Annotated in this window: 21 protein-coding genes; 19 read left to right on the forward strand and 2 right to left on the reverse strand. The window is 41.8% G+C overall.

Annotated features, from left to right (window positions below):
• The first annotated feature begins 96 nt into the window (after window positions 1-96).
• From IHV11_RS00810 to IHV11_RS00895, 18 genes are all read left to right on the forward strand, one after another.
• Window positions 97-1,281: an ATP phosphoribosyltransferase regulatory subunit gene (locus IHV11_RS00810; RefSeq protein ID WP_197193460.1), complete on the forward strand. Its 1,185-nt coding sequence runs from the start codon at window positions 97-99 to the stop codon at window positions 1,279-1,281.
• Window positions 1,278-1,922: an ATP phosphoribosyltransferase gene (gene hisG, locus IHV11_RS00815; RefSeq protein WP_197189764.1), complete on the forward strand. Its 645-nt coding sequence runs from the start codon at window positions 1,278-1,280 to the stop codon at window positions 1,920-1,922. Before IHV11_RS00810 ends, hisG begins: the two co-directional genes overlap by 4 nt.
• Window positions 1,919-3,190 (forward strand): histidinol dehydrogenase, encoded by a 1,272-nt coding sequence (gene hisD / locus IHV11_RS00820; protein ID WP_197193461.1) that lies wholly within the window; start codon window positions 1,919-1,921, stop codon window positions 3,188-3,190. Before hisG ends, hisD begins: the two co-directional genes overlap by 4 nt.
• On the forward strand, window positions 3,191-3,787 hold the full coding sequence (gene hisB / locus IHV11_RS00825) for an imidazoleglycerol-phosphate dehydratase HisB (RefSeq protein ID WP_197129317.1): 597 nt from the start codon (window positions 3,191-3,193) through the stop codon (window positions 3,785-3,787).
• Window positions 3,788-4,429, forward strand: a complete 642-nt coding sequence (gene hisH, locus IHV11_RS00830) for an imidazole glycerol phosphate synthase subunit HisH (RefSeq protein ID WP_197193462.1) — start codon at window positions 3,788-3,790, stop codon at window positions 4,427-4,429. It begins immediately after the preceding gene.
• Window positions 4,426-5,157 (forward strand): 1-(5-phosphoribosyl)-5-[(5-phosphoribosylamino)methylideneamino]imidazole-4-carboxamide isomerase, encoded by a 732-nt coding sequence (gene hisA, locus IHV11_RS00835; RefSeq protein ID WP_197193463.1) that lies wholly within the window; start codon window positions 4,426-4,428, stop codon window positions 5,155-5,157. Before hisH ends, hisA begins: the two co-directional genes overlap by 4 nt.
• Window positions 5,157-5,915, forward strand: a complete 759-nt coding sequence (gene hisF, locus IHV11_RS00840; RefSeq protein ID WP_197193464.1) for an imidazole glycerol phosphate synthase subunit HisF — start codon at window positions 5,157-5,159, stop codon at window positions 5,913-5,915. Before hisA ends, hisF begins: the two co-directional genes overlap by 1 nt.
• Window positions 5,912-6,556, forward strand: coding sequence for a bifunctional phosphoribosyl-AMP cyclohydrolase/phosphoribosyl-ATP diphosphatase HisIE (gene hisIE, locus IHV11_RS00845; RefSeq protein ID WP_197193465.1), 645 nt, complete (start codon window positions 5,912-5,914; stop codon window positions 6,554-6,556). The genes hisF and hisIE overlap by 4 nt, the downstream gene beginning before the upstream one ends.
• 319 nt (window positions 6,557-6,875) lie before the next feature.
• Window positions 6,876-8,501 carry a tetratricopeptide repeat protein gene (locus IHV11_RS00850; protein ID WP_197193466.1) on the forward strand — a complete coding sequence of 542 codons (1,626 nt, stop codon included), beginning with the start codon at window positions 6,876-6,878 and terminating at the stop codon, window positions 8,499-8,501.
• 84 nt (window positions 8,502-8,585) lie between these two features.
• On the forward strand, window positions 8,586-9,542 hold the full coding sequence (trxB, locus tag IHV11_RS00855) for a thioredoxin-disulfide reductase (protein ID WP_197193467.1): 957 nt from the start codon (window positions 8,586-8,588) through the stop codon (window positions 9,540-9,542).
• Between the two features lie 565 nt (window positions 9,543-10,107).
• Window positions 10,108-10,566 (forward strand): NUDIX hydrolase, encoded by a 459-nt coding sequence (locus tag IHV11_RS00860; RefSeq protein ID WP_066397616.1) that lies wholly within the window; start codon window positions 10,108-10,110, stop codon window positions 10,564-10,566.
• A 51-nt stretch (window positions 10,567-10,617) separates the two neighbouring features.
• Window positions 10,618-11,493, forward strand: coding sequence for an RNase adapter RapZ (rapZ, locus tag IHV11_RS00865; protein WP_197129333.1), 876 nt, complete (start codon window positions 10,618-10,620; stop codon window positions 11,491-11,493).
• On the forward strand, window positions 11,494-12,444 hold the full coding sequence (locus IHV11_RS00870; protein ID WP_197129336.1) for a gluconeogenesis factor YvcK family protein: 951 nt from the start codon (window positions 11,494-11,496) through the stop codon (window positions 12,442-12,444). It begins immediately after the preceding gene.
• A gap of 40 nt (window positions 12,445-12,484) precedes the next feature.
• Window positions 12,485-13,426 (forward strand): DNA-binding protein WhiA, encoded by a 942-nt coding sequence (gene whiA / locus IHV11_RS00875; protein WP_191752265.1) that lies wholly within the window; start codon window positions 12,485-12,487, stop codon window positions 13,424-13,426.
• A gap of 41 nt (window positions 13,427-13,467) precedes the next feature.
• Window positions 13,468-13,725, forward strand: a complete 258-nt coding sequence (locus tag IHV11_RS00880) for an HPr family phosphocarrier protein (RefSeq protein ID WP_197193468.1) — start codon at window positions 13,468-13,470, stop codon at window positions 13,723-13,725.
• 142 nt (window positions 13,726-13,867) lie between these two features.
• A complete protein-coding gene (locus IHV11_RS00885) occupies window positions 13,868-14,167 on the forward strand; it encodes a hypothetical protein (protein ID WP_197189756.1) in 300 nt (99 codons plus the stop codon).
• Window positions 14,168-14,468: 301 nt separating this feature from the next.
• Window positions 14,469-16,001, forward strand: coding sequence for an anthranilate synthase component I (gene trpE, locus IHV11_RS00890; RefSeq protein WP_197193469.1), 1,533 nt, complete (start codon window positions 14,469-14,471; stop codon window positions 15,999-16,001).
• Window positions 16,002-16,159: 158 nt separating this feature from the next.
• Entirely contained in the window at window positions 16,160-17,137 is a 978-nt protein-coding gene (locus tag IHV11_RS00895) for a zinc-binding dehydrogenase (RefSeq protein ID WP_197193470.1), read from the forward strand.
• Between the two features lie 54 nt (window positions 17,138-17,191).
• Here IHV11_RS00895 and clpP read toward each other — a convergent pair whose 3' ends face one another.
• Window positions 17,192-17,794 (reverse strand): ATP-dependent Clp endopeptidase proteolytic subunit ClpP, encoded by a 603-nt coding sequence (gene clpP, locus IHV11_RS00900; protein ID WP_137791692.1) that lies wholly within the window; start codon window positions 17,792-17,794, stop codon window positions 17,192-17,194.
• A 218-nt stretch (window positions 17,795-18,012) separates the two neighbouring features.
• Window positions 18,013-18,228, reverse strand: a complete 216-nt coding sequence (gene yvfG, locus IHV11_RS00905) for a protein YvfG (RefSeq protein WP_197193471.1) — start codon at window positions 18,226-18,228, stop codon at window positions 18,013-18,015.
• 335 nt (window positions 18,229-18,563) lie between these two features.
• Between yvfG and cspD the strand changes: the two genes are divergently transcribed.
• Window positions 18,564-18,764, forward strand: coding sequence for a cold-shock protein CspD (gene cspD / locus IHV11_RS00910; protein WP_066245685.1), 201 nt, complete (start codon window positions 18,564-18,566; stop codon window positions 18,762-18,764).
• Window positions 18,765-18,913: the final 149 nt, after the last annotated feature.

The raw sequence follows: 18,913 nt of genomic DNA on the forward strand, positions 1-18,913 counted from the left end.
GGTAGTTCCCATTGATCAAATTTATGTAAAAGCCAGCTCATATTTTCGTAAAACATTACTTAATCTATTCATTTTATAAATAAAGGATGAAGGATCATGTCAAAACCGTTTGTGTTTGAAAAACCAGCAGGTATGCGAGATACACTTCCTGCTTTTTATCAAAAAAATGAAGACATCAAAAATAAAATCAAACAAGAGATGGAGTCTTGGGGTTATCAATTCATTCAGACTCCTACTTTGGAATATCACGATACAGTCGGGGAAGCCTCCGCAATTTTAGATCAACAATTGTTCAAGCTGCTTGATATGGAAGGAAAAACATTGGTGCTCCGACCAGATATGACAGCTCCGATCGCGAGGGTCGTGTCATCAAGCATGAAGCATGTAGCTTACCCACTTCGCCTCGCATACAGTTCTCCCGTTTTTAGAGCGCAACAGCGAGAAGGGGGAAGGCCAGCAGAATTTGAACAAGTAGGTATCGAATTGATTGGTGAAGGAACGGCTAGTGCAGAAGCAGAAGCACTCGCTTTAATGTCCGAAGTGTTCAAAAAGAGCGGAATTGCTGCATTTACTGTAGCCGTTGGACATATAGGATTTGTGCAAGAGCTTCTTTCCGATATTTTAGGAAATGATGATCGAGCAGCGGATTTGTTACGTTATTTAAATGAAAAAAATTATGTAGGCTACACTTCACATGTGAAGAAGCTTCCTCTATCTTCAATCGATACACAGCGCTTATTAAAACTGTTGGATTTAAGAGGTGGTATCGAAGTACTTGATGAAGCATCTTCATTAAATCCGAACAGAGTAGGACAGCAGACCTTACAAGAACTAAAGGACTTGTACAATCTCTTAGAAGATTATGATGCGGCACAAAACATTGTATTCGATTTTACGTTGTTCAGTCACATGAGTTATTACACGGGAATCGTGTTTGAAGGATACGCTGCTGGAATCGGCGCACCAATCGCGAGCGGAGGACGTTATGATGACCTGCTCAGTCGTTTTGATCGAAAAGCACCCGCTATTGGTTTTGCGATTCGGATGGACTATTTTGTAGAAGCGCTCGGAAACAAAAGTGATGATACAAAGAGACATTGCATTCTTTACACATTTGAACGCAGAAAAGAAGCACTGAAGTTAGCAAAAGAAAAGCGTAATAAAGGGACGCATGTTGTGATGCAGAATCTTTCTGGAGTCAAAAATGTAGATGAATTCAGCAAACGTTTTGATGATGTGCAATATTTAATCGGAACACAGCAAGGAGAGGACTTTTCATGAGTACGGTATTAACGATGGCAATGCCAAAAGGGCGAATATTTGAAGAAGCAGTCGATCTTCTCAGACAAGCTGGATATCCGCTTCCTCCCGAGTTTGATGAATCTAGAAAGTTAATTATCGATGCACCTGAAGCAGGTCTTCGTTTTATTCTGGCAAAACCGATGGATGTCCCTACCTATGTGGAACATGGTGTAGCTGATATCGGAATCGCCGGAAAAGATGTGATGCTTGAAGAAGAACGTGATGTTTATGAGGTGCTCGACCTGAAAATTTCAGAATGCTATCTGGCGGTTGCGGGGCTACCGAATGGACATGATCAAAGAGTTGCACCAAAGATCGCTTCGAAGTATCCGAATGTTGCGTCTCATTATTTTAGAGAGCAGGGCCAGCAAGTTGAAGTGATCAAATTAAACGGATCGATCGAGCTTGCACCATTAATAGGGTTAGCAGATCGAATCGTTGATATCGTTTCGACGGGGCGGACGTTAAAAGAAAACGGTCTGGTCGAACTTGAGAAAATAGCTGAAATTACATCAAGGTTGATCGTGAATCCTGCTAGCTACAGATTGCATGCTGCACGAATCAACGATCTGGTTGAGCGACTTCGAACACTTGTTGAGAGCAAGGAGGAAGTTCAATGAAGATACAACCTGTCACTGAACTGAAAAACTTAGAGAGAAGTGTTGAACAAAACACGGAGAAGCAAAGAAAATCGGTTCTTGATATTTTACACAACGTGAAATCGAAGGGAGATAAAGCCCTTTTTGAATATACTGAAACATTTGATGGTGTATCTCTTTCATCTCTTGAAGTAACAAAGAACGAAATAGATGAAGCCATCTCTTCACTTGATCCAAGTATGATAGAAATTATTTCAGAAGCAGCAAGCAATATTCGTGAATATCACGAAAAACAACGACGACAGTCATGGTTCTTCACACGTGAAGATGGAACGCTTTTGGGTCAAAAAGTAACGCCGCTTGATTCAGTCGGTGTGTACGTTCCAGGTGGAACAGCTGCTTATCCGTCATCTGTGTTGATGGGCGTCATACCAGCCGTTGTTGCTGGCGTAGAGGAGATCGTACTCGTCTCACCACCAGGGAAAGACGGAAAACTTCCGTCTGCTGTACTGGCTGCAGCTTCTATTGCAGGAGTTAAACGAATGTTTAAAATAGGTGGTGCACAAGCGATCGGAGCTCTGGCATATGGCACTGAATCGGTTCCCAAAACGGACAAAATCGTTGGTCCAGGTAACATATTCGTTGCGCTAGCAAAACGCGAAGTTTTTGGTGTATGTGACATTGATATGATCGCAGGTCCGAGCGAAATCGCCGTTCTTGCGGATGAAACAGCAAACGCTCGTTACATTGCGGCAGACCTTTTATCACAAGCCGAACATGATCCCCGATCAGCAGCGGTATTGGTTACAACTTCAAAAGTGTTAGCAGAAGAAGTTGCAACGGAAGTAGAGTCACAACTATCTGAACTCCCAAGAAAAGATATCGCGACAGAAGCGATTCGAGATCATGGAAGCATTTATATCGTGAATTCGCTTGAAGAAGGTGCAGATGTGATCAACCAGATCGCACCTGAACACCTTGAGATCATGACGAAAGATCCGATGAGTCTTCTCGGAAAAATAAAACACGCAGGTGCGATTTTTCTTGGAGAATACAGCTCAGAGCCTGTTGGGGATTATTTTGCAGGAAGCAATCATGTTCTTCCGACAAGTGGGACAGCGCGTTTTTCAAGTCCGCTTAACGTAGATGATTTTACGAAAAAATCAAGCGTGATTCGATATAGTGAACAGGCACTAAAAGAAAATGGAGAGAAAATATCAGCTTTTGCTCGCATAGAGGGACTTGAAGCACATGCGAGAGCGATAGATGTTCGACTGGAGGACAAGTAGATGGAAAATCAAGCGCGACAACATACGATTGAAAGAAATACGAAAGAGACACAGATCAGCTTATCTCTAAACATTGACGGAGAAGGACAAGCCGATATTCAAACACCTGTCCCTTTTTTAAACCACATGTTAGACGCGATCGCACGTCACGGACATTTTGATCTTACGGTAAACGCTGCGGGAGATGTGGAGATCGATGACCATCATACAACAGAAGACGTTGGCATCTGTCTTGGTCAAGCAATTCAAGGAGCACTAGGGGATAAGCGAGGAATCAAACGATACGGTAATGCGTTTGTACCGATGGATGAAACGCTCGCTCAAGTGGTGATCGATCTATCCAATCGTCCGCACCTTGAATTTCGTGCAGAGTTTCCAAGTCAAAAAGTAGGAACGTTCGATACCGAGCTCGTGCATGAATTCTTTTGGAAGCTCGCGTTAGAGGCGAGAATGAACCTGCATGTGATCGTTCACTATGGCTCGAACACACACCATATTATAGAAGCTATTTTTAAAGCTTTTACAAAAGCGTTAGATGAAGCCACACAGATCGACCCTAGGGTAAAAGGAGTGCCTTCTACGAAAGGAATGTTATAGATGATCGGAATCATTGACTATGGAATGGGCAACCTGCATTCTGTCTGTTCTGCTCTAAAGAGAATCAATCAACCTTACATCCTCTCCGGAAATCCAGAGGAACTTCAAAAAACAGATGGACTGTTGTTGCCGGGAGTTGGTTCTTTTAAAGATGCGATGACGGAGTTAGAGAAGACAGGTCTCGCTAGTTTTATAAAAAAAGAGGCGGAAAGCGGTAAGCCTCTGATGGGCATCTGTCTAGGCATGCAGCTCCTTTTTGATGGCAGCAGCGAGAATGGTTTAACGAAAGGACTGGGATTACTTCCAGGAAGAGTTGAACGTTTTACAGGCAAAACGAACGAAGGACATTCATATAAAGTGCCTCACATGGGATGGAACGATCTACACTTTTTGCAGAGTGATCAGCCGTTAGTAAAAGGTATAGACGAAGGATATGTTTATTTCGTCCATTCTTTTGTTGTACAGACGGAAAATAGAGAGGTACTTGCTGCAGTCGCTCACTACGAAGACGTGGAAGTTCCAGCTGTAGTCGGAAGCGGCAGGGTCATGGGTACGCAGTTTCACCCTGAAAAAAGTTCTGAGACAGGCATGAGCATGCTGAAAAACTTTTGCGATTTTGTTGAGGAGGGAAAACAAGAATGAGTGAATATGTATTATACCCCGCGATCGACATGCGTAATGGGAAGTGCGTAAGGTTGATGCAAGGAGACTATGAACAAGAAACGATCTACGGAGATTCCCCTTTTGATATGGCAAAACAGTTTGCAGATCAAGGTGCAGAGTGGATTCATATGGTGGATCTTGACGGCGCGAAAGACGGAAAGAAAATCAACCATGAGCATGTATTGCGTGTTGCGAAGGAACTGTCTGCAAAAGTTCAGATAGGTGGAGGAATTCGTTCGATGGATGACGTTTCGTATTACTTAGACGGTGGAGTTGACCGAGTGATCTTAGGCAGTGCTGCGGTTTCGAATCCAGAGTTTGTAAGAGAAGCGTTACAGCAATACGGTGGTTCAAAGGTAGCGATCGGACTTGATGCTCGTGATGGATTTGTAGCTACAGAAGGATGGCTTGAAACGTCTCACATCAAAGCTGTTGATCTCGCGAAAAGATTAGTAGAAGAAGGGGCAGAGACGTTTATATTCACAGACATCTCAAAAGACGGTATGCTACAGGGACCGAACGTAGAAGCGATCGGAGAATTAGCAAGCATCACTGGAAAAGAAGTGATTGCCTCAGGTGGTGTAAGCTCAATCGCTGATCTCGTTTCTTTAAAAGCAGATGAACGTAACATCGCTGGTGCAATTATTGGAAAAGCACTTTACACAAATCGATTTACCCTGCCAGAAGCGTTAGGAAGTGTGAAATAATGCTTACGAAAAGAATTATTCCATGTCTAGACGTTAAGGAAGGAAGAGTTGTTAAAGGGATTCAGTTCCTTAACTTAGTCGACGCTGGTGATCCTGTTGAACTAGCGAGATTTTATGATGAAGAAGGAGCAGACGAGCTCGTTTTTCTTGATATTTCTGCTAGTCATGAAGGACGGGACACGATGGTCGAAGTCGTTGAACGAGTTGCAGCAGAACTTGCGATTCCATTCACTGTCGGTGGCGGTATCAATAAACTCCAAGACATGAAACGTGTGTTACGTGCCGGAGCTGACAAAGTTTCTGTAAATACAGCAGCGGTTTTGCGACCAGAACTGATTACAGAAGGATCGGATTATTTTGGTGCCCAATGTATCGTAGTGGCGATCGATGCAAAGTATGACGAAGAGTTAAAATCATGGCGCGTGTATACGCATGGAGGTCGCAAACCCACTCAATGGGAAGTCACAGAGTGGGCGCGAGAAGCAGTAAACCGGGGTGCTGGAGAAATTCTGCTGACGAGCATGGATAAAGATGGAGAAAAGTCTGGTTTTAATCTAGAGCTGACGAAAGCAGTGAGTGAAGCGGTAACCGTTCCAGTTATTGCGTCAGGCGGAGCTGGATCTTCCGAGCATTTTAATGATGCGTTTACGATTGGAAAAGCTGATGCTGGCCTTGCTGCTAGTATTTTTCATTATAAAGAAACATCGATTAAAGAGGTAAAAGCAGATTTGCGAAAGTTAGGGGTGTCTGTTCGATGAATTTAGAAAAACTGAAATTTGATGAAAAAGGACTGATTCCTGCCGTAGTCCAGGATATTCAATCAAAAGAGGTACTAACGGTCGCGTATATGAACCGAGAATCGCTCCAGAAAACAATCGAAATTGGCGAAACGGTGTTCTTTTCAAGATCACGACAAGAATTATGGCACAAAGGCGAAACTTCCGGAAATACACAAAGAGTCAGAAGCATCCGCTATGATTGCGATCAAGACGCTGTGGTTGTGCTTGTAGAACCTAAAGGGCCTGCTTGTCACACGGGTTCATATAGTTGTTTTTCAGAAACACTTTATGAGGTGGATGAGAGAGTAGATGCGCCAAACCCTGATCGATATAGAATTCTGACAGAACTGCAAGAGATTATCGCAAAACGAGAGCATGAGATGCCAGAAGGTGCTTACACAACCTATCTTTTTGAACATGGAGTCGATAAGATTCTTAAGAAAGTTGGAGAAGAAGCAGGGGAAGTGATTATCGCCGCTAAAAATCGTGATACCGAAGAATTGAAATGGGAAGTTTCTGATCTTTTTTATCATGTTTTGGTACTGTTGCAGGAGCAAAAGGTACCTTTAGACGAGATTTTAGCTACATTAAAAGAAAGACATACGAAAAAGGACAACTGAGGCTTTTTAGCTCGGTTGTTTTTTTGTGTCTGAAAGTATTTATGATCGATTGCAGGGTTTTATGAGCGATTCCAGGGATTTATATTAAGCCCCATCAAAGTGTTCCAAACTTTTCGCAATAACTTACAAACCTCGGACTCCTTGTCTCATACAGATTGACACGCATCCATCATTTTTTGTCGAAAGTTTCCTGCACATTATTTACAGTCTAAGGGGTGTTACTCACTATCGCCTGTGTTATAATTTTTTGGTTGAAAACTTTGTAAACAGAACGATATAGAAGTATATATGTTTACATAAGTAGATGGAGGAACCAAATATGCATAAACAAAAACGGGCCAGTGCAGCTAGCGGCCGTGTTCTTCCCTTTATCCAGGATGGGGATTACTTTTTTGAAAAAGGAATAAAAGCCTATAATAGGCGTGATCTATATACAGCAAAAAAAATGTTTGAGCGGGCCGTTACCTTCCAGCCGGAAGAGCCCTCTTTTTTATGTCAGCTTGCTTCAACGCTTGCTGAGATCGGAGAATATGAAGAATCCAATAAGTATTTGCTGAACGCATTAGAGCAGTCTGGTTCTGATCTTTCAGAATGTCATTTTTTCCTTGCGAATAACTTTGCGCATCTAGGCATGTATAGTGATGCTGAAGAACATGCTCGTTTATATATCGCGATTGATCCAGATGGTGAATTTGTTGATGATACACAAGAACTATTAGATCTTATCTCACTCGAAACAGGAAGCAAGTCTTCTAACCTGCCTCTTTCTACTGAAGAAGAGCTGATCAAGCTTCATGATGAAGCAAGGCAATCGATTGAACGAGGAGATCTTCCATTAGCGCAACAACAGTTAAAGGAGATCATCACGAATCATCCTAAGTTTTGGGCGGCGTATAATAACTTAGCACTCACTCACTTTTATAAGAGCGAGTTTGATGAAGCGATGGATGTTCTTCAAGATGTGTTGGATAAGAATCCAGGTAACTTAAACGCGCTATGCAATCTTGCTATTTTTCTGTTCCATTTAGGGATGGACGAACCTGGTGGCAAGCTAGTTGAGCGGCTAAAAACGGTGCATCCGATGCACCCTGAGCATCGTTACAAATTGGGGAATACATTCGGGTTATTAGAGGAGCATCTATACGCGAATAAGTGGCTGCAATCACTTAGAAAGTCGTCATTTGTATATGATCCTGTAACCACACATATGCTTGCTGTGTCGTACTATGCACTTGGACAAAAAGACCTTTCTGTAAAAACATGGAAAAAGGTAATCGATCTAGATCCTGAAAGTCACGTTGCTCCTTTTTATTTGGAAAAAGCACAAAGTGATGAGTTGACGATAACAGGCGGGGACTATCAATATCGCATTCCAACTAACAATCAGAACAAACCGAAAAAAGATCGTCAAGTGAAAGCGATGGAGCATATTCAGCAGGTTCGTAAAGGACTGGAAAAAAACAAAATTACGCATTTAATTCTTTTAAGAGGGAATAAAAATGAAGAGGCTTATGAGACGCTTCGTGACTTTTGCCTTAGAAAAGAAGAGTCGTTATTCGTAAAAGAGATCGCTGCAACAATCATGCTGGAACATCAGCCTGAAAAAGCTGTAGAACTCCAACATGATGATGCACGTGTTGAAGTGAACGCACCTTCTGAGGTTATTAGTATGGCATTAGATGTACTTCTTTCTGTTAAAGAAATGGGTTCAGCGCTTGATGAGCATGTACTGTTTTATTGGGCAGAAGCGATTAAATATGCGGAGACGACAGGCGAACGAATCTTTGATAATCAAAAAGCAATTGCTGCGGCAATCGATCACTTAGCTCGTAAGCAAAAAGGGCGTTCTACCCAAAAGAGTGTTGCAGAGCAGTATGGAATCACAGTTTCTGTATTGTCATTACGCATAAAAAAACTGATAGGTTGGGTAAATCGCAACGTTTGAGCAGAATGATGGACTTTACTCCTATGTGCGAATAGGATATAGATATAGTAAATAAGAATTTCCTTATATAAGGAGTGGGCATTAATGACTGAAGAAAGAATTTATGATGTAGCTATTCTTGGTGCAGGACCAGCTGGTATGACTGCAGCGGTTTATACATCACGCGCGAACTTGGATACGATTATGATCGAACGAGGTATCCCTGGCGGACAGATGGCTAATACGGAAGATGTAGAAAACTATCCTGGTTTTGATCACATTCTTGGACCAGAACTTTCAAACAAGATGTTTGAGCACGCAAAAAAATTCGGTGCTGAATACGCTTATGGCGATGTAAAAGAAATCATCGATGGCGAAGAGTACAAAACGATTCATGCAGGAAGCAAAACGTATAAAGCGCGTTCGATCATCATCTCAACAGGTGCTGAATATAAGAAACTAGGTATTCCGGGAGAAAAAGAATTCTCTGGACGCGGTGTCTCTTACTGTGCTGTGTGTGATGGTGCATTCTTTAAGAACCGTGAATTAGTCGTTGTCGGCGGCGGTGATTCCGCTGTTGAAGAAGGTGTTTACCTGACTCGATTCGCTTCTAAAGTAACGATCGTTCATAGACGTGACAAACTTCGTGCACAAAAGATCCTTCAACAACGTGCGTTTGATAACGATAAGATTGATTTTATCTGGAATCACTCTGTTAAAGAGATTCACGGTGAAAACAACAAGGTGAACAAAGTAACTCTCGTTCATTCTGAAACAGGAGCAGAACAAGACTTCTCAGCAGATGGTGTGTTCATCTATATCGGAATGCTTCCATTGAACGCTGCCTTTAAAGATCTTGGCATCACGAACGAAAATGGTTATGTAGAAACGAACGAACAGATGGAAACAAGAATTCCGGGAATCTTTGCAGCAGGAGATATCCGTGAAAAAACACTTCGTCAAATCGTTACGGCTACAGGTGATGGAAGTATTGCGGCACAAGCTGCTCAGCATTACGTGGAGAGTTTAACGGAGAAACTAAAAAACGTAACTTCCAATTAATGTGATTGTAACAGTGATGAAATAATTGTGGGGTATTATAAAAATAAGAAATTGACCCCCTTTTTATAAAGGCAAGACTTTGACACGGAGCTATGCTTCGTGTCCTTTTTTTATGAGTTAATTTATGCGAAGAAGTGGTTGATTTCCGCTCCAGGTGTTTCGCTTTCCGCGGGGCAGGCGGTGAGCCACATTTGTTCGTTTCACTCTTAAGTGTCTCACCTGCCCGCCTGTCCCGCAGGAGTCTCACACCTTGCGCTCCAATCAACTTTGCCAAAGAAGAGGTAATGCCTGAAAGCTAGCTTTTAGTTTAAGGATCTCGTTTTAAACAAGCGATCATAGTGAAGGGAGTATTTGCTCAGAAGCTTCTCAGTTAAATGTCGCAAAGGTATTACCTGTATTGAAATAATTCCTTTAATTTAATAGGTTCTTTTTTCACATAATAAGAAAAGCAAAATACCATAAATTAGAATGCTAAAATACGTCAAACCCTTGAGGCCTCTGTATTGTGAGGGGTTACATAATTTAGTATACTAAAAAGTAGGACATAGCCCTGAGGTGAAAACAAGTGCAAAGAGTAACAAACTGTGTGTTAATAAGAGATAATCAAGTGCTTTTACTTCAAAAGCCTAGACGGGGCTGGTGGGTAGCACCAGGCGGAAAGATGGAGTCTACCGAGTCTATCCGTGATTCTGTTATACGCGAGTACCGTGAAGAAACGGGAATCTATCTGAAGAATCCGCAGCTTAAAGGTGTGTTTAATTTTATTATTAAAGAAGGCGACAAGATCGTCTCTGAGTGGATGATGTTTACCTTTTTTGCAACAGACTCAGAAGGTGTTGCATTAGATGAATGTGAAGAAGGGATTTTGTCATGGAAGCCGGTTGAAGAAGTACGTGAACTTCCGATGGCGCCAGGAGATCATCACATTCTTGACTATATGACGAGTGGCAGCAACATGATATTTGGCACATTTACGTATACACCTGATTTTGAACTGCTTTCTTATCGTTTAGACCCAGCATAAGTTAAGACGGGTCGCATAAAAATGGAACATAGTAAACTGGGGGGAAATGGCATGGAAAGACATGATGTACAAATGGTGATTATTACAGGAATGTCAGGGGCCGGGAAGACGGTAGCCATGCAGAGCTTTGAAGATTTAGGCTTTTTCTGTGTTGATAATCTACCACCTGCACTACTCCCTAAATTTGTAGAATTAATGCAAGAATCTGCTGGCAAGTTGAACAAGGTGGCACTTGTTATGGACCTTCGTGGTCGCGAGTTTTTTGATCAGTTGTTTTCAACGCTCGATCAACTTGCCCTCTCATCGGATGTTCAGCCGCAGATTTTATATTTGGATTGTAAGGATGCAACACTTGTACGCAGATACAAAGAAACCCGACGTTCTCATCCTTTGGCGAAGAGTGGAAACCCGCTTCAAGGGATTACTCAAGAGCGTGAGATGCTTGAAGAACTAAAAGGAAGAGCACAGCAAGTCTTAGATACATCTGACTTAAAACCACTTCAATTACGTGAACGTATCATTCAGCGTTTTTCTGCAAATGCCGCTCATCCGTTCACGATCAACGTAATGTCATTCGGATTTAAGTACGGGATGCCGATCGACGCTGACTTAGTGTTCGACGTGCGTTTCCTACCAAATCCTCATTATATTGAGCATATGAGACCGCGAACAGGGCTTGAAGCAGATATTTCAGAGTATGTATTGAAGTGGCCGGAAACGAACATGTTTTTAGAAAAGCTGCTTGATCTGCTTCAGTTTATGATTCCGCAATATAAGAGAGAAGGCAAGAGCCAGCTGATTATCGGGATCGGATGTACAGGCGGAAAACATCGTTCTGTAGCTCTAGCTGAATATATCGGAAATGCACTTTCCAAAGAATATGTGACATTCAGCTCTCACAGAGATATGGGAAAGGATAAAGTTTAAATGAATAAGCAGCCGAAAGTGGTAGTGCTTGGCGGAGGAACAGGTCTTTCTGTTCTTCTCCGCGGTTTAAAGCGCTATCCAGTTGATATCACTGCTATCGTTACGGTTGCAGATGACGGCGGCAGCTCAGGAAGGTTGAGGAGAGATTACGATATGCCTCCTCCCGGTGATGTGAGAAACGTGATCGCCGCACTTTCTGAAGTGGAACCGCTTGTAGAAAAAATGTTTCAGCATAGGTTTAAAGTGGGAGACGGAATTACGGGTCATTCGCTTGGAAACTTGCTTCTTGCTGCCATGCACGATATTACGGGAGATTTTTTAACAGGAATTCGGGAACTTAGCCGCGTTTTAAACGTAAGAGGACAAGTACTGCCTGCAGCGAAAAACAGTATTATTCTATGTGCGGAGTTAGAAGATGGGACGATTGTTCAGGGGGAATCTAAGATCCCGCTGTCGAATAAGAAAATCAAACGCGTCTTTTTATCTGATGAAAAGATCGAGCCTCTTCGTGAAAGTGTGAAAGCGATTCAAGAAGCCGATTTGATCGTGATCGGACCAGGAAGTTTGTACACGAGCATCTTGCCGAACCTTCTTGTGAACGGAATTTCCACGAGCATCCGTGAGGCAACGGCTCCTAGAGTTTATGTATGTAATGTCATGACACAGCCTGGAGAGACTACAGGTTACACGGCTGGTGATCACATTCAGGCATTGATCGATCATGTGGGCCACAACTTTATCGATGTTGTGATCGCGAACAATGAAAAGATTCCTTCAGAATACCTGGATCTATATTTGGAAGAAGGCGCATCGCAAGTTACTTATGATGAGGAACGGTTAAAGTCGTTCGGAATCGGTTTGTTATGTGACAACATCATTCAGTACGGAACGCTTGTCAGACACGATGCACAGCGTGTTTCTGACTTATTGTTAGGACTTATTGAAAAATAGAATACGGATTGAAACGGATGGAAGAGAGGTGGTGATGCAGGTGTCTTTTGCTGCAGATACAAAAAAGGAATTAACGCAGCTCGAACTGAAAGATTGCTGTAAAAAAGCAGAGTTAGCTGCCTTAATTCGAATGAATGGTTCCATCTCTTTCAGCAACAGAAAATTGATTCTGGATATCCCGACTGAAAATGCTGCTATTGCAAGAAGAATCTATACGTTGATCAAACGTGTATATCCTTATCACGTAGAGCTATTAGTACGAAAAAAGATGCGCTTGAAAAAGAATAATGTCTACATTGTACGTGTTTCAGAAGAATCAAGAGCATTGTTGGAAGATTTGAAGATTATTGACGGAGCTTTTACGTTTACCCGCAACATTGCAGAGGAATTTAATAAGAAGAGCTGTTGCCGCCGTGCATACATGAGAGGTGCGTTCTTAGCAGGTGGGTCTGTAAACCACCCAGAGACAAGCTATCACCTAGAGATATTCTCTATGTATGAAGAGCATACGGTTGCATTAGCTGAACTGATGAACAAATTTGAACTTAAAGCAAAAGTTCTAGAACGCAAAAAAGGTTATATTATCTATTTAAAAGATGGCGAAAAGATTTCAGAGTTCCTGACACTGATCGGCGCTCATCACGCAGTATTATTTTTTGAAGATATTAGAATCTTAAAAGATATGCGTAACTCAGTGAACCGACTCGTAAACTGTGAGACAGCGAACCTCAACAAAACAGTAGGGGCTGCTATGAGACAGGTCGAGAACATTAAGTTTATTGACGAACAGGTAGGACTTGAGACACTTCCAGATAAGCTGCGCGAGATTGCGCAACTGAGAGTCACGCATCAAGAAATTACCCTCAAAGAGCTTGGCGAGATGGTATCATCAGGCCCTGTTAGTAAATCAGGTGTTAACCACCGATTACGTAAGATTGATGAAATCGCTACGAAGATTAGAAACGGTCAACCCATCCATTGATGTTTTTCATAGAGAGATAAGGTTAGAGGAGGTAAGGTAGAATGGTTGAAAAGAAAGTAACCGTGCAGTTGAAGAGTGGACTGCAAGCACGCCCAGCGGCATTGTTCGTCCAAGAAGCAAACCGTTACACATCTGATGTATTTGTTGAGAAGGAAGGCAAGAAAGTAAATGCAAAGAGCATTATGGGAATCATGAGCTTAGCTGTAGGATCTGGCAGTGAACTTGTACTCGCTGTTGATGGCCCTGATGAGAACGAAGCAATCGAAGCCCTAACTGCTTTTGTTTCCAAAGCAGAATAACGGGGGTCTGACCCCATACAATTACAAAACCGGTGATTTGTCCTTTCTATAAGGACAAATCACCGGTTTTTTCGATTTTGCAGGGTTGGCCCACACCGTTCACTCTATATACTGTTAAAGAGGAAAAAGGGAGGCGATTACTTTGCATCACACAAGTTTTATGCATGACTGGTCGTTTGCCGCAGGATTAACGATTCTAAATATCCTTCTGACACTTTATCTGATTAAACCTCGAAGAAGTTCTGTACGTTTGATTTTCTGGGTTTTAATGTTGATTTTTATCTTTCTTTATCCTTTAGCATTGGCAGGATTTTCGTTGCAATATCCAGCAAGTTCAGGACTGTTTCTTGGCCTCGCTTTTATGATTACGATTATATTTAGTCTTATTTTATTTTTTAGTGTCTGCTGGGTGTGGGTGATTCGGCATTCTTTTTATCGATAAATGAACCTTAGGAAAAAGCATTCAATATTATTCGATTTTCTATTTCAAAGACATCTCATTTCAAAAAGAGATGTCTACTCATTTGAGAGTTGACAGAAAAGGGGTAACGCTATATATTAATCACTAATCAGGAGAATAGTTAGAGTTGAGATGAGTGGAGAAAAGAGAGCATAGTTTGAGCTGAGTTGAGAGTATTTTAATCCTCCGATTAAACCTCTTTCTTAGTTTTTTTATGATGCAAACATCAGCCTCCGCTGTAACAAGCGAGAGGTTTTTATTTTTTGAAAGAGGTGAAAATAACATGTTTATACCAAATATAGAGGAAGTCGTTTCTCTATCAAAAGAAAATTTTAATGTGATTCCAATCGGTTTTACTTACCTATCTGACCATGAAACGTGCATCTCTCAGTTTGAGAGAGTTCGTCATGAAGAACATGCTTTTCTGCTAGAAAGTGTTGAAGGCGGAGAGCGTTGGGCGAGATATTCGTATATTGGCCGAAAGCCGTTCTTGGTGGTGTCATCATCAGGGAAGACAGTAGATATCACGTTTATAAATGATAAGAAAAGTATACAAAAGCACGGTTCTCCGTTAGATATCGTGAAAGACTACGTATCACGATACAAATCTCCTAAACACTCTTCTCTGCCTCCGTTCACAGGAGGCGCTGTTGGCTTTTTCGGCTATGATCTGATTCATACGTTTGAAAATGTCTCAAGACCAAAATCTCCATCTGAGCAAGAACATGAAATGGAATTTTTGTTTACAGATGAAGTCATCGTATTCGACCATCTGAAACAAAAAACAACGATTGTATGCAATCTGCACGTTTCTCCTGATGATAGTGAAAACAACTTACACGAAAAATATGAACAAGTGTGCGATAGAATTCGTAGAACGTATGAAGAGCTGCAGCAACCCGCAAAAAAGAAAGCTGTTCAGACTGAATTTCCTTTATCGGAAATGAAAAAAAACGAGGTTCGTTCTTCACATACAAAAGAAGAATTTTGTTACATGGTGAAGCAAGCGAAGGAATATATCAAAACGGGAGATGTTTTTCAGGTCGTATTATCACAGAGATTCGAACAGGAAACCGAAGCGGACCCGTTCGATGTGTATCGACTTCTGCGTTCGATGAATCCTTCGCCATATATGTATTATTACAAATCGAAGGACGCGTATATCGTGGGGGCTTCCCCAGAGCTTCTTGTAAAAGTGGATGATGGATGTGTGGAGAACAGACCGATCGCAGGAACACGTCCAAGAGGCAAGACGCTTCAGGAGGATTTGGCTTTTGAGCAGGACTTGCTTGCTGATGAAAAAGAACGAGCAGAGCATGTCATGCTTGTTGATTTAGGAAGAAACGATGTAGGAAGAGTGAGCGAATACGGAACTGTAGAACTAGATTCATATATGGAGATAGAGCGATATTCACATGTGATGCACATGGTCTCACACGTGAAAGGTAAATTGCAAAAAGATAAAGACTTCTTCGATGCTCTCAGGTCTTGTATGCCGGCGGGAACTGTTTCAGGTGCACCAAAGGTCAGAGCCATGCAGATTATTTCTGAACTAGAGCAACAGTCACGCGGTGTTTACGGAGGAGCCATCGGATACTTAGGATTTAACGGCCAGATGGACTCTTGTATTGCCATACGGACAATCGTATTTCAGGATGGCAAAGCCTACGTCCAAGCAGGTGCAGGCGTGGTTGCCGATTCAGTTCCTGAGCGAGAGTACGAAGAAACGGTCAATAAAGCAAAAGCTATGCTGAAAGCAATAGAGGGGGGGACAGACCCCAGACAAATACAAACCCCCGTTTTGTCTATTCGGTGAAGACACTCACGACATTAATAATCAACTCATCGAACCATTGATTACTTAAGCTGTAAAACAATCATCATCTGAGCAGATTGCTATTACCAAATGCCGAAAATGGATATACTGTCCCTTATATTCTTTTCATATTTCCAAACTCAAAGGGGCGAGTATAGATGAAAGCTTTAACGCTTGAAGACAAAAATATGTGGAGTGAGATGAAGGTTCAGGAAACGGAAAAACCTACTCCTGGACCAGGTGAAGTCTTGATTCGTATCAAGGCTGCTGGACTTAATCCTGTTGACTATAAAACAGCAACTCACGGAAACCCAGCATGGAACTACCCTCACATCCTTGGTGTTGACGCAGCGGGAATTGTTGAAGAAGCTGGTGAAGGCGTTTCTGAATTCAAGCAGGGAGATCGTGTTTTTTTCCACGGCAACTTTATGAAAAGAGGCGGTTTTGCTGAGTATGCGGTGACAACGGCTCATTCTTTGGCTAGAATTCCTGTTGAGCTTTCATTTGAAGAGGCAGCGGCTCTTCCTTGTGCAGGGATGACAGCGTATCAAGCACTTTTTAGAAAGATGAACCTTCAACAAGGGGAGACCATCTTGATTCACGGTGGAGCTGGTGGTGTCGGTGGATTTGCAATCCAGTTGGCAAAACAAATCGGAGCTACCATCATCACAACGTGTTCGCCTGAAAATGAGGAATATGTAAAAAGTCTTGGAGCCGATCACGTGATTTTTTATAAAACAGAAGACGTTCATGCACGTGTGATGGAACTTACGAGCGAAGTTGGAGTCGATGCGGTCCTTGACACGGTTAGCCGGGAGAATGCCACGGAATCATTAAAAAGCATCGCCTTTAACGGACGCATTGCTTTCATTGCAGGAAACCCAGATTATTCGGCTGTAAAGCCTTTCAGTCAGGCTCTTTCTTTTCATGAAATCGCGTTAGGAGCTGCTCATTTCTCAAATTCAATAAAAGCTTTAAAAGATTTAGCGACCATGAACGAAGAATTAGCACAACTTGTCGTCGAAGGGAAAATTTCCGCGATGATCTCTGAAAAAATCTCGTTGGAAGAAGTACCGGCAGGGCTTATCAAACTTTCAGAAAGACATGTAAAAGGAAAAATCGTAGCTGTTTTATAAACCACAAAAAAACTGGACTGCAGATCCTGCAGTCCAGTTTTTTTATTACCTTACTTATTTTTTAATATCTGTGCTGTCTACAGATGTGATTAGTTTATCAACCAATCCGTATTTAACCGCATCTTCTGCAAGCAAGAAGTTATCACGGTCTGTGTCGCGCTCGATGACTTCAAGCGGCTGACCTGTTTTTTCAGAAAGGATCTTGTTCAGCTGTTCGCGCATCTGGATGATACGACGAGCGTGAATTTCGATATCACTTGCTTGACCACGTGTTCCTCCAAGAGGTTGGTGAATCATAACTTCAGAGTTAGGTAGCACATAACGCTTTCCTTTTTCCCCTGCAGCAAGCAAGAAGGCACCCATAGATGCAGCCATACCGATACAGATCGTGGAAACGTGCGGCTTGATGAAGTTCATCGTGTCATAGATCGCCATACCAGCTGTGATCGAACCACCTGGGCTGTTTATGTATAACGAGATGTCTTTATCAGGATCTTCAGCAGCTAAGAATAGAAGTTGTGCTACGATTGAGTTTGAAACATTATCGTCGATCGCACTGCCAAGCATAATAATACGGTCTTTTAATAGACGGGAGTAGATATCGTAAGCGCGCTCCCCACGGTTCGTTTGTTCAATTACTGTTGGAATTAAGTTCATGGAAATCCTCCTTCTCCTTTTTCAAGTTAAACTGTACTGTCATCATACAAAAAAGGTCAAACAAGGTCAAACGATATGCTGTATGTAACTCATTTCGCCAGCAATGCTCAATATCCTTCTTACACCTTATGTATGGGCTATCATCATAATGCCCGCTATATGCAGGATTTTAAACCTCTACATGTGAAAACAATACCCTTAAATGAGAAAAATAAGCTTTAGTTTTCGTTTTTAATCTCGATATAGGCGGTTTCTAAGTTGCGGATGCGACGTACGATCTCACTGTTTTTGTTAAGATTATCATTAATAAGAGTGCCGACGATCGAACGGTAGTAGGCATTCATCGCATGAGTCTTCGTGAAAACATCTTTATTGCGCTCTATGTATTGCTGAAAATTCTCTTTAAAATAATGGACTGAAAATGCTTCGCTCACTCGTTGTTCCTCCTTCATTCGTAAAACCCATTCTAAAAGGTTCTTGTTCTTTATCTATCATAGCCTATCTTAATGTTTGTGCAAAAGGATATTAAAATTTGTATCCCTTGTTTTGACAATTGAGTTTTAGCATGTTATAGTTAATTCAACCATTTACGTTGTGAATATCTTTTGGATTTAAAGCGGTCGTACTTTTTGAATAAGAAGTGGAACACTTAAAATCCACTTCAGAATTATTCAGATGAGTGCGCATTTTTTTATGCCTTTTTATTTACATAGTAAGTCGGTTAAAAGAGTTAAAACGCTTACATAGCGTTTGTAAGGAGGAAACACCCATGCAAAATGGTAAAGTAAAATGGTTCAACGCTGAGAAAGGTTTCGGCTTCATCGAAGTTGAAGGCGGAAACGACGTATTCGTTCACTTTTCTGCAATTCAATCAGAAGGCTTCAAGTCTCTTGAAGAAGGACAAGAAGTATCTTTCGAAATCGTTGATGGCGAGCGTGGACCGCAAGCTGCTAACGTAACAAAACTTTAATAGTAAAGTTTAAAATGCCAGACTGCCTTCGGGCGGTGCTGGCATTTTTTTGTTGGCTGAAGATCTTAAGAAGTCTTTGTAATCTAGTATGTATGCAGAGCTAGCTGTCTTCCTCACAAATACAAATTTCTAGGATTTGTATTTGTGTG

Origin of the sequence: Fictibacillus sp. 26RED30, from assembly GCF_015903845.1 — a bacterium.
Taxonomy (GTDB): domain Bacteria; phylum Bacillota; class Bacilli; order Bacillales; family Fictibacillaceae; genus Fictibacillus; species Fictibacillus phosphorivorans.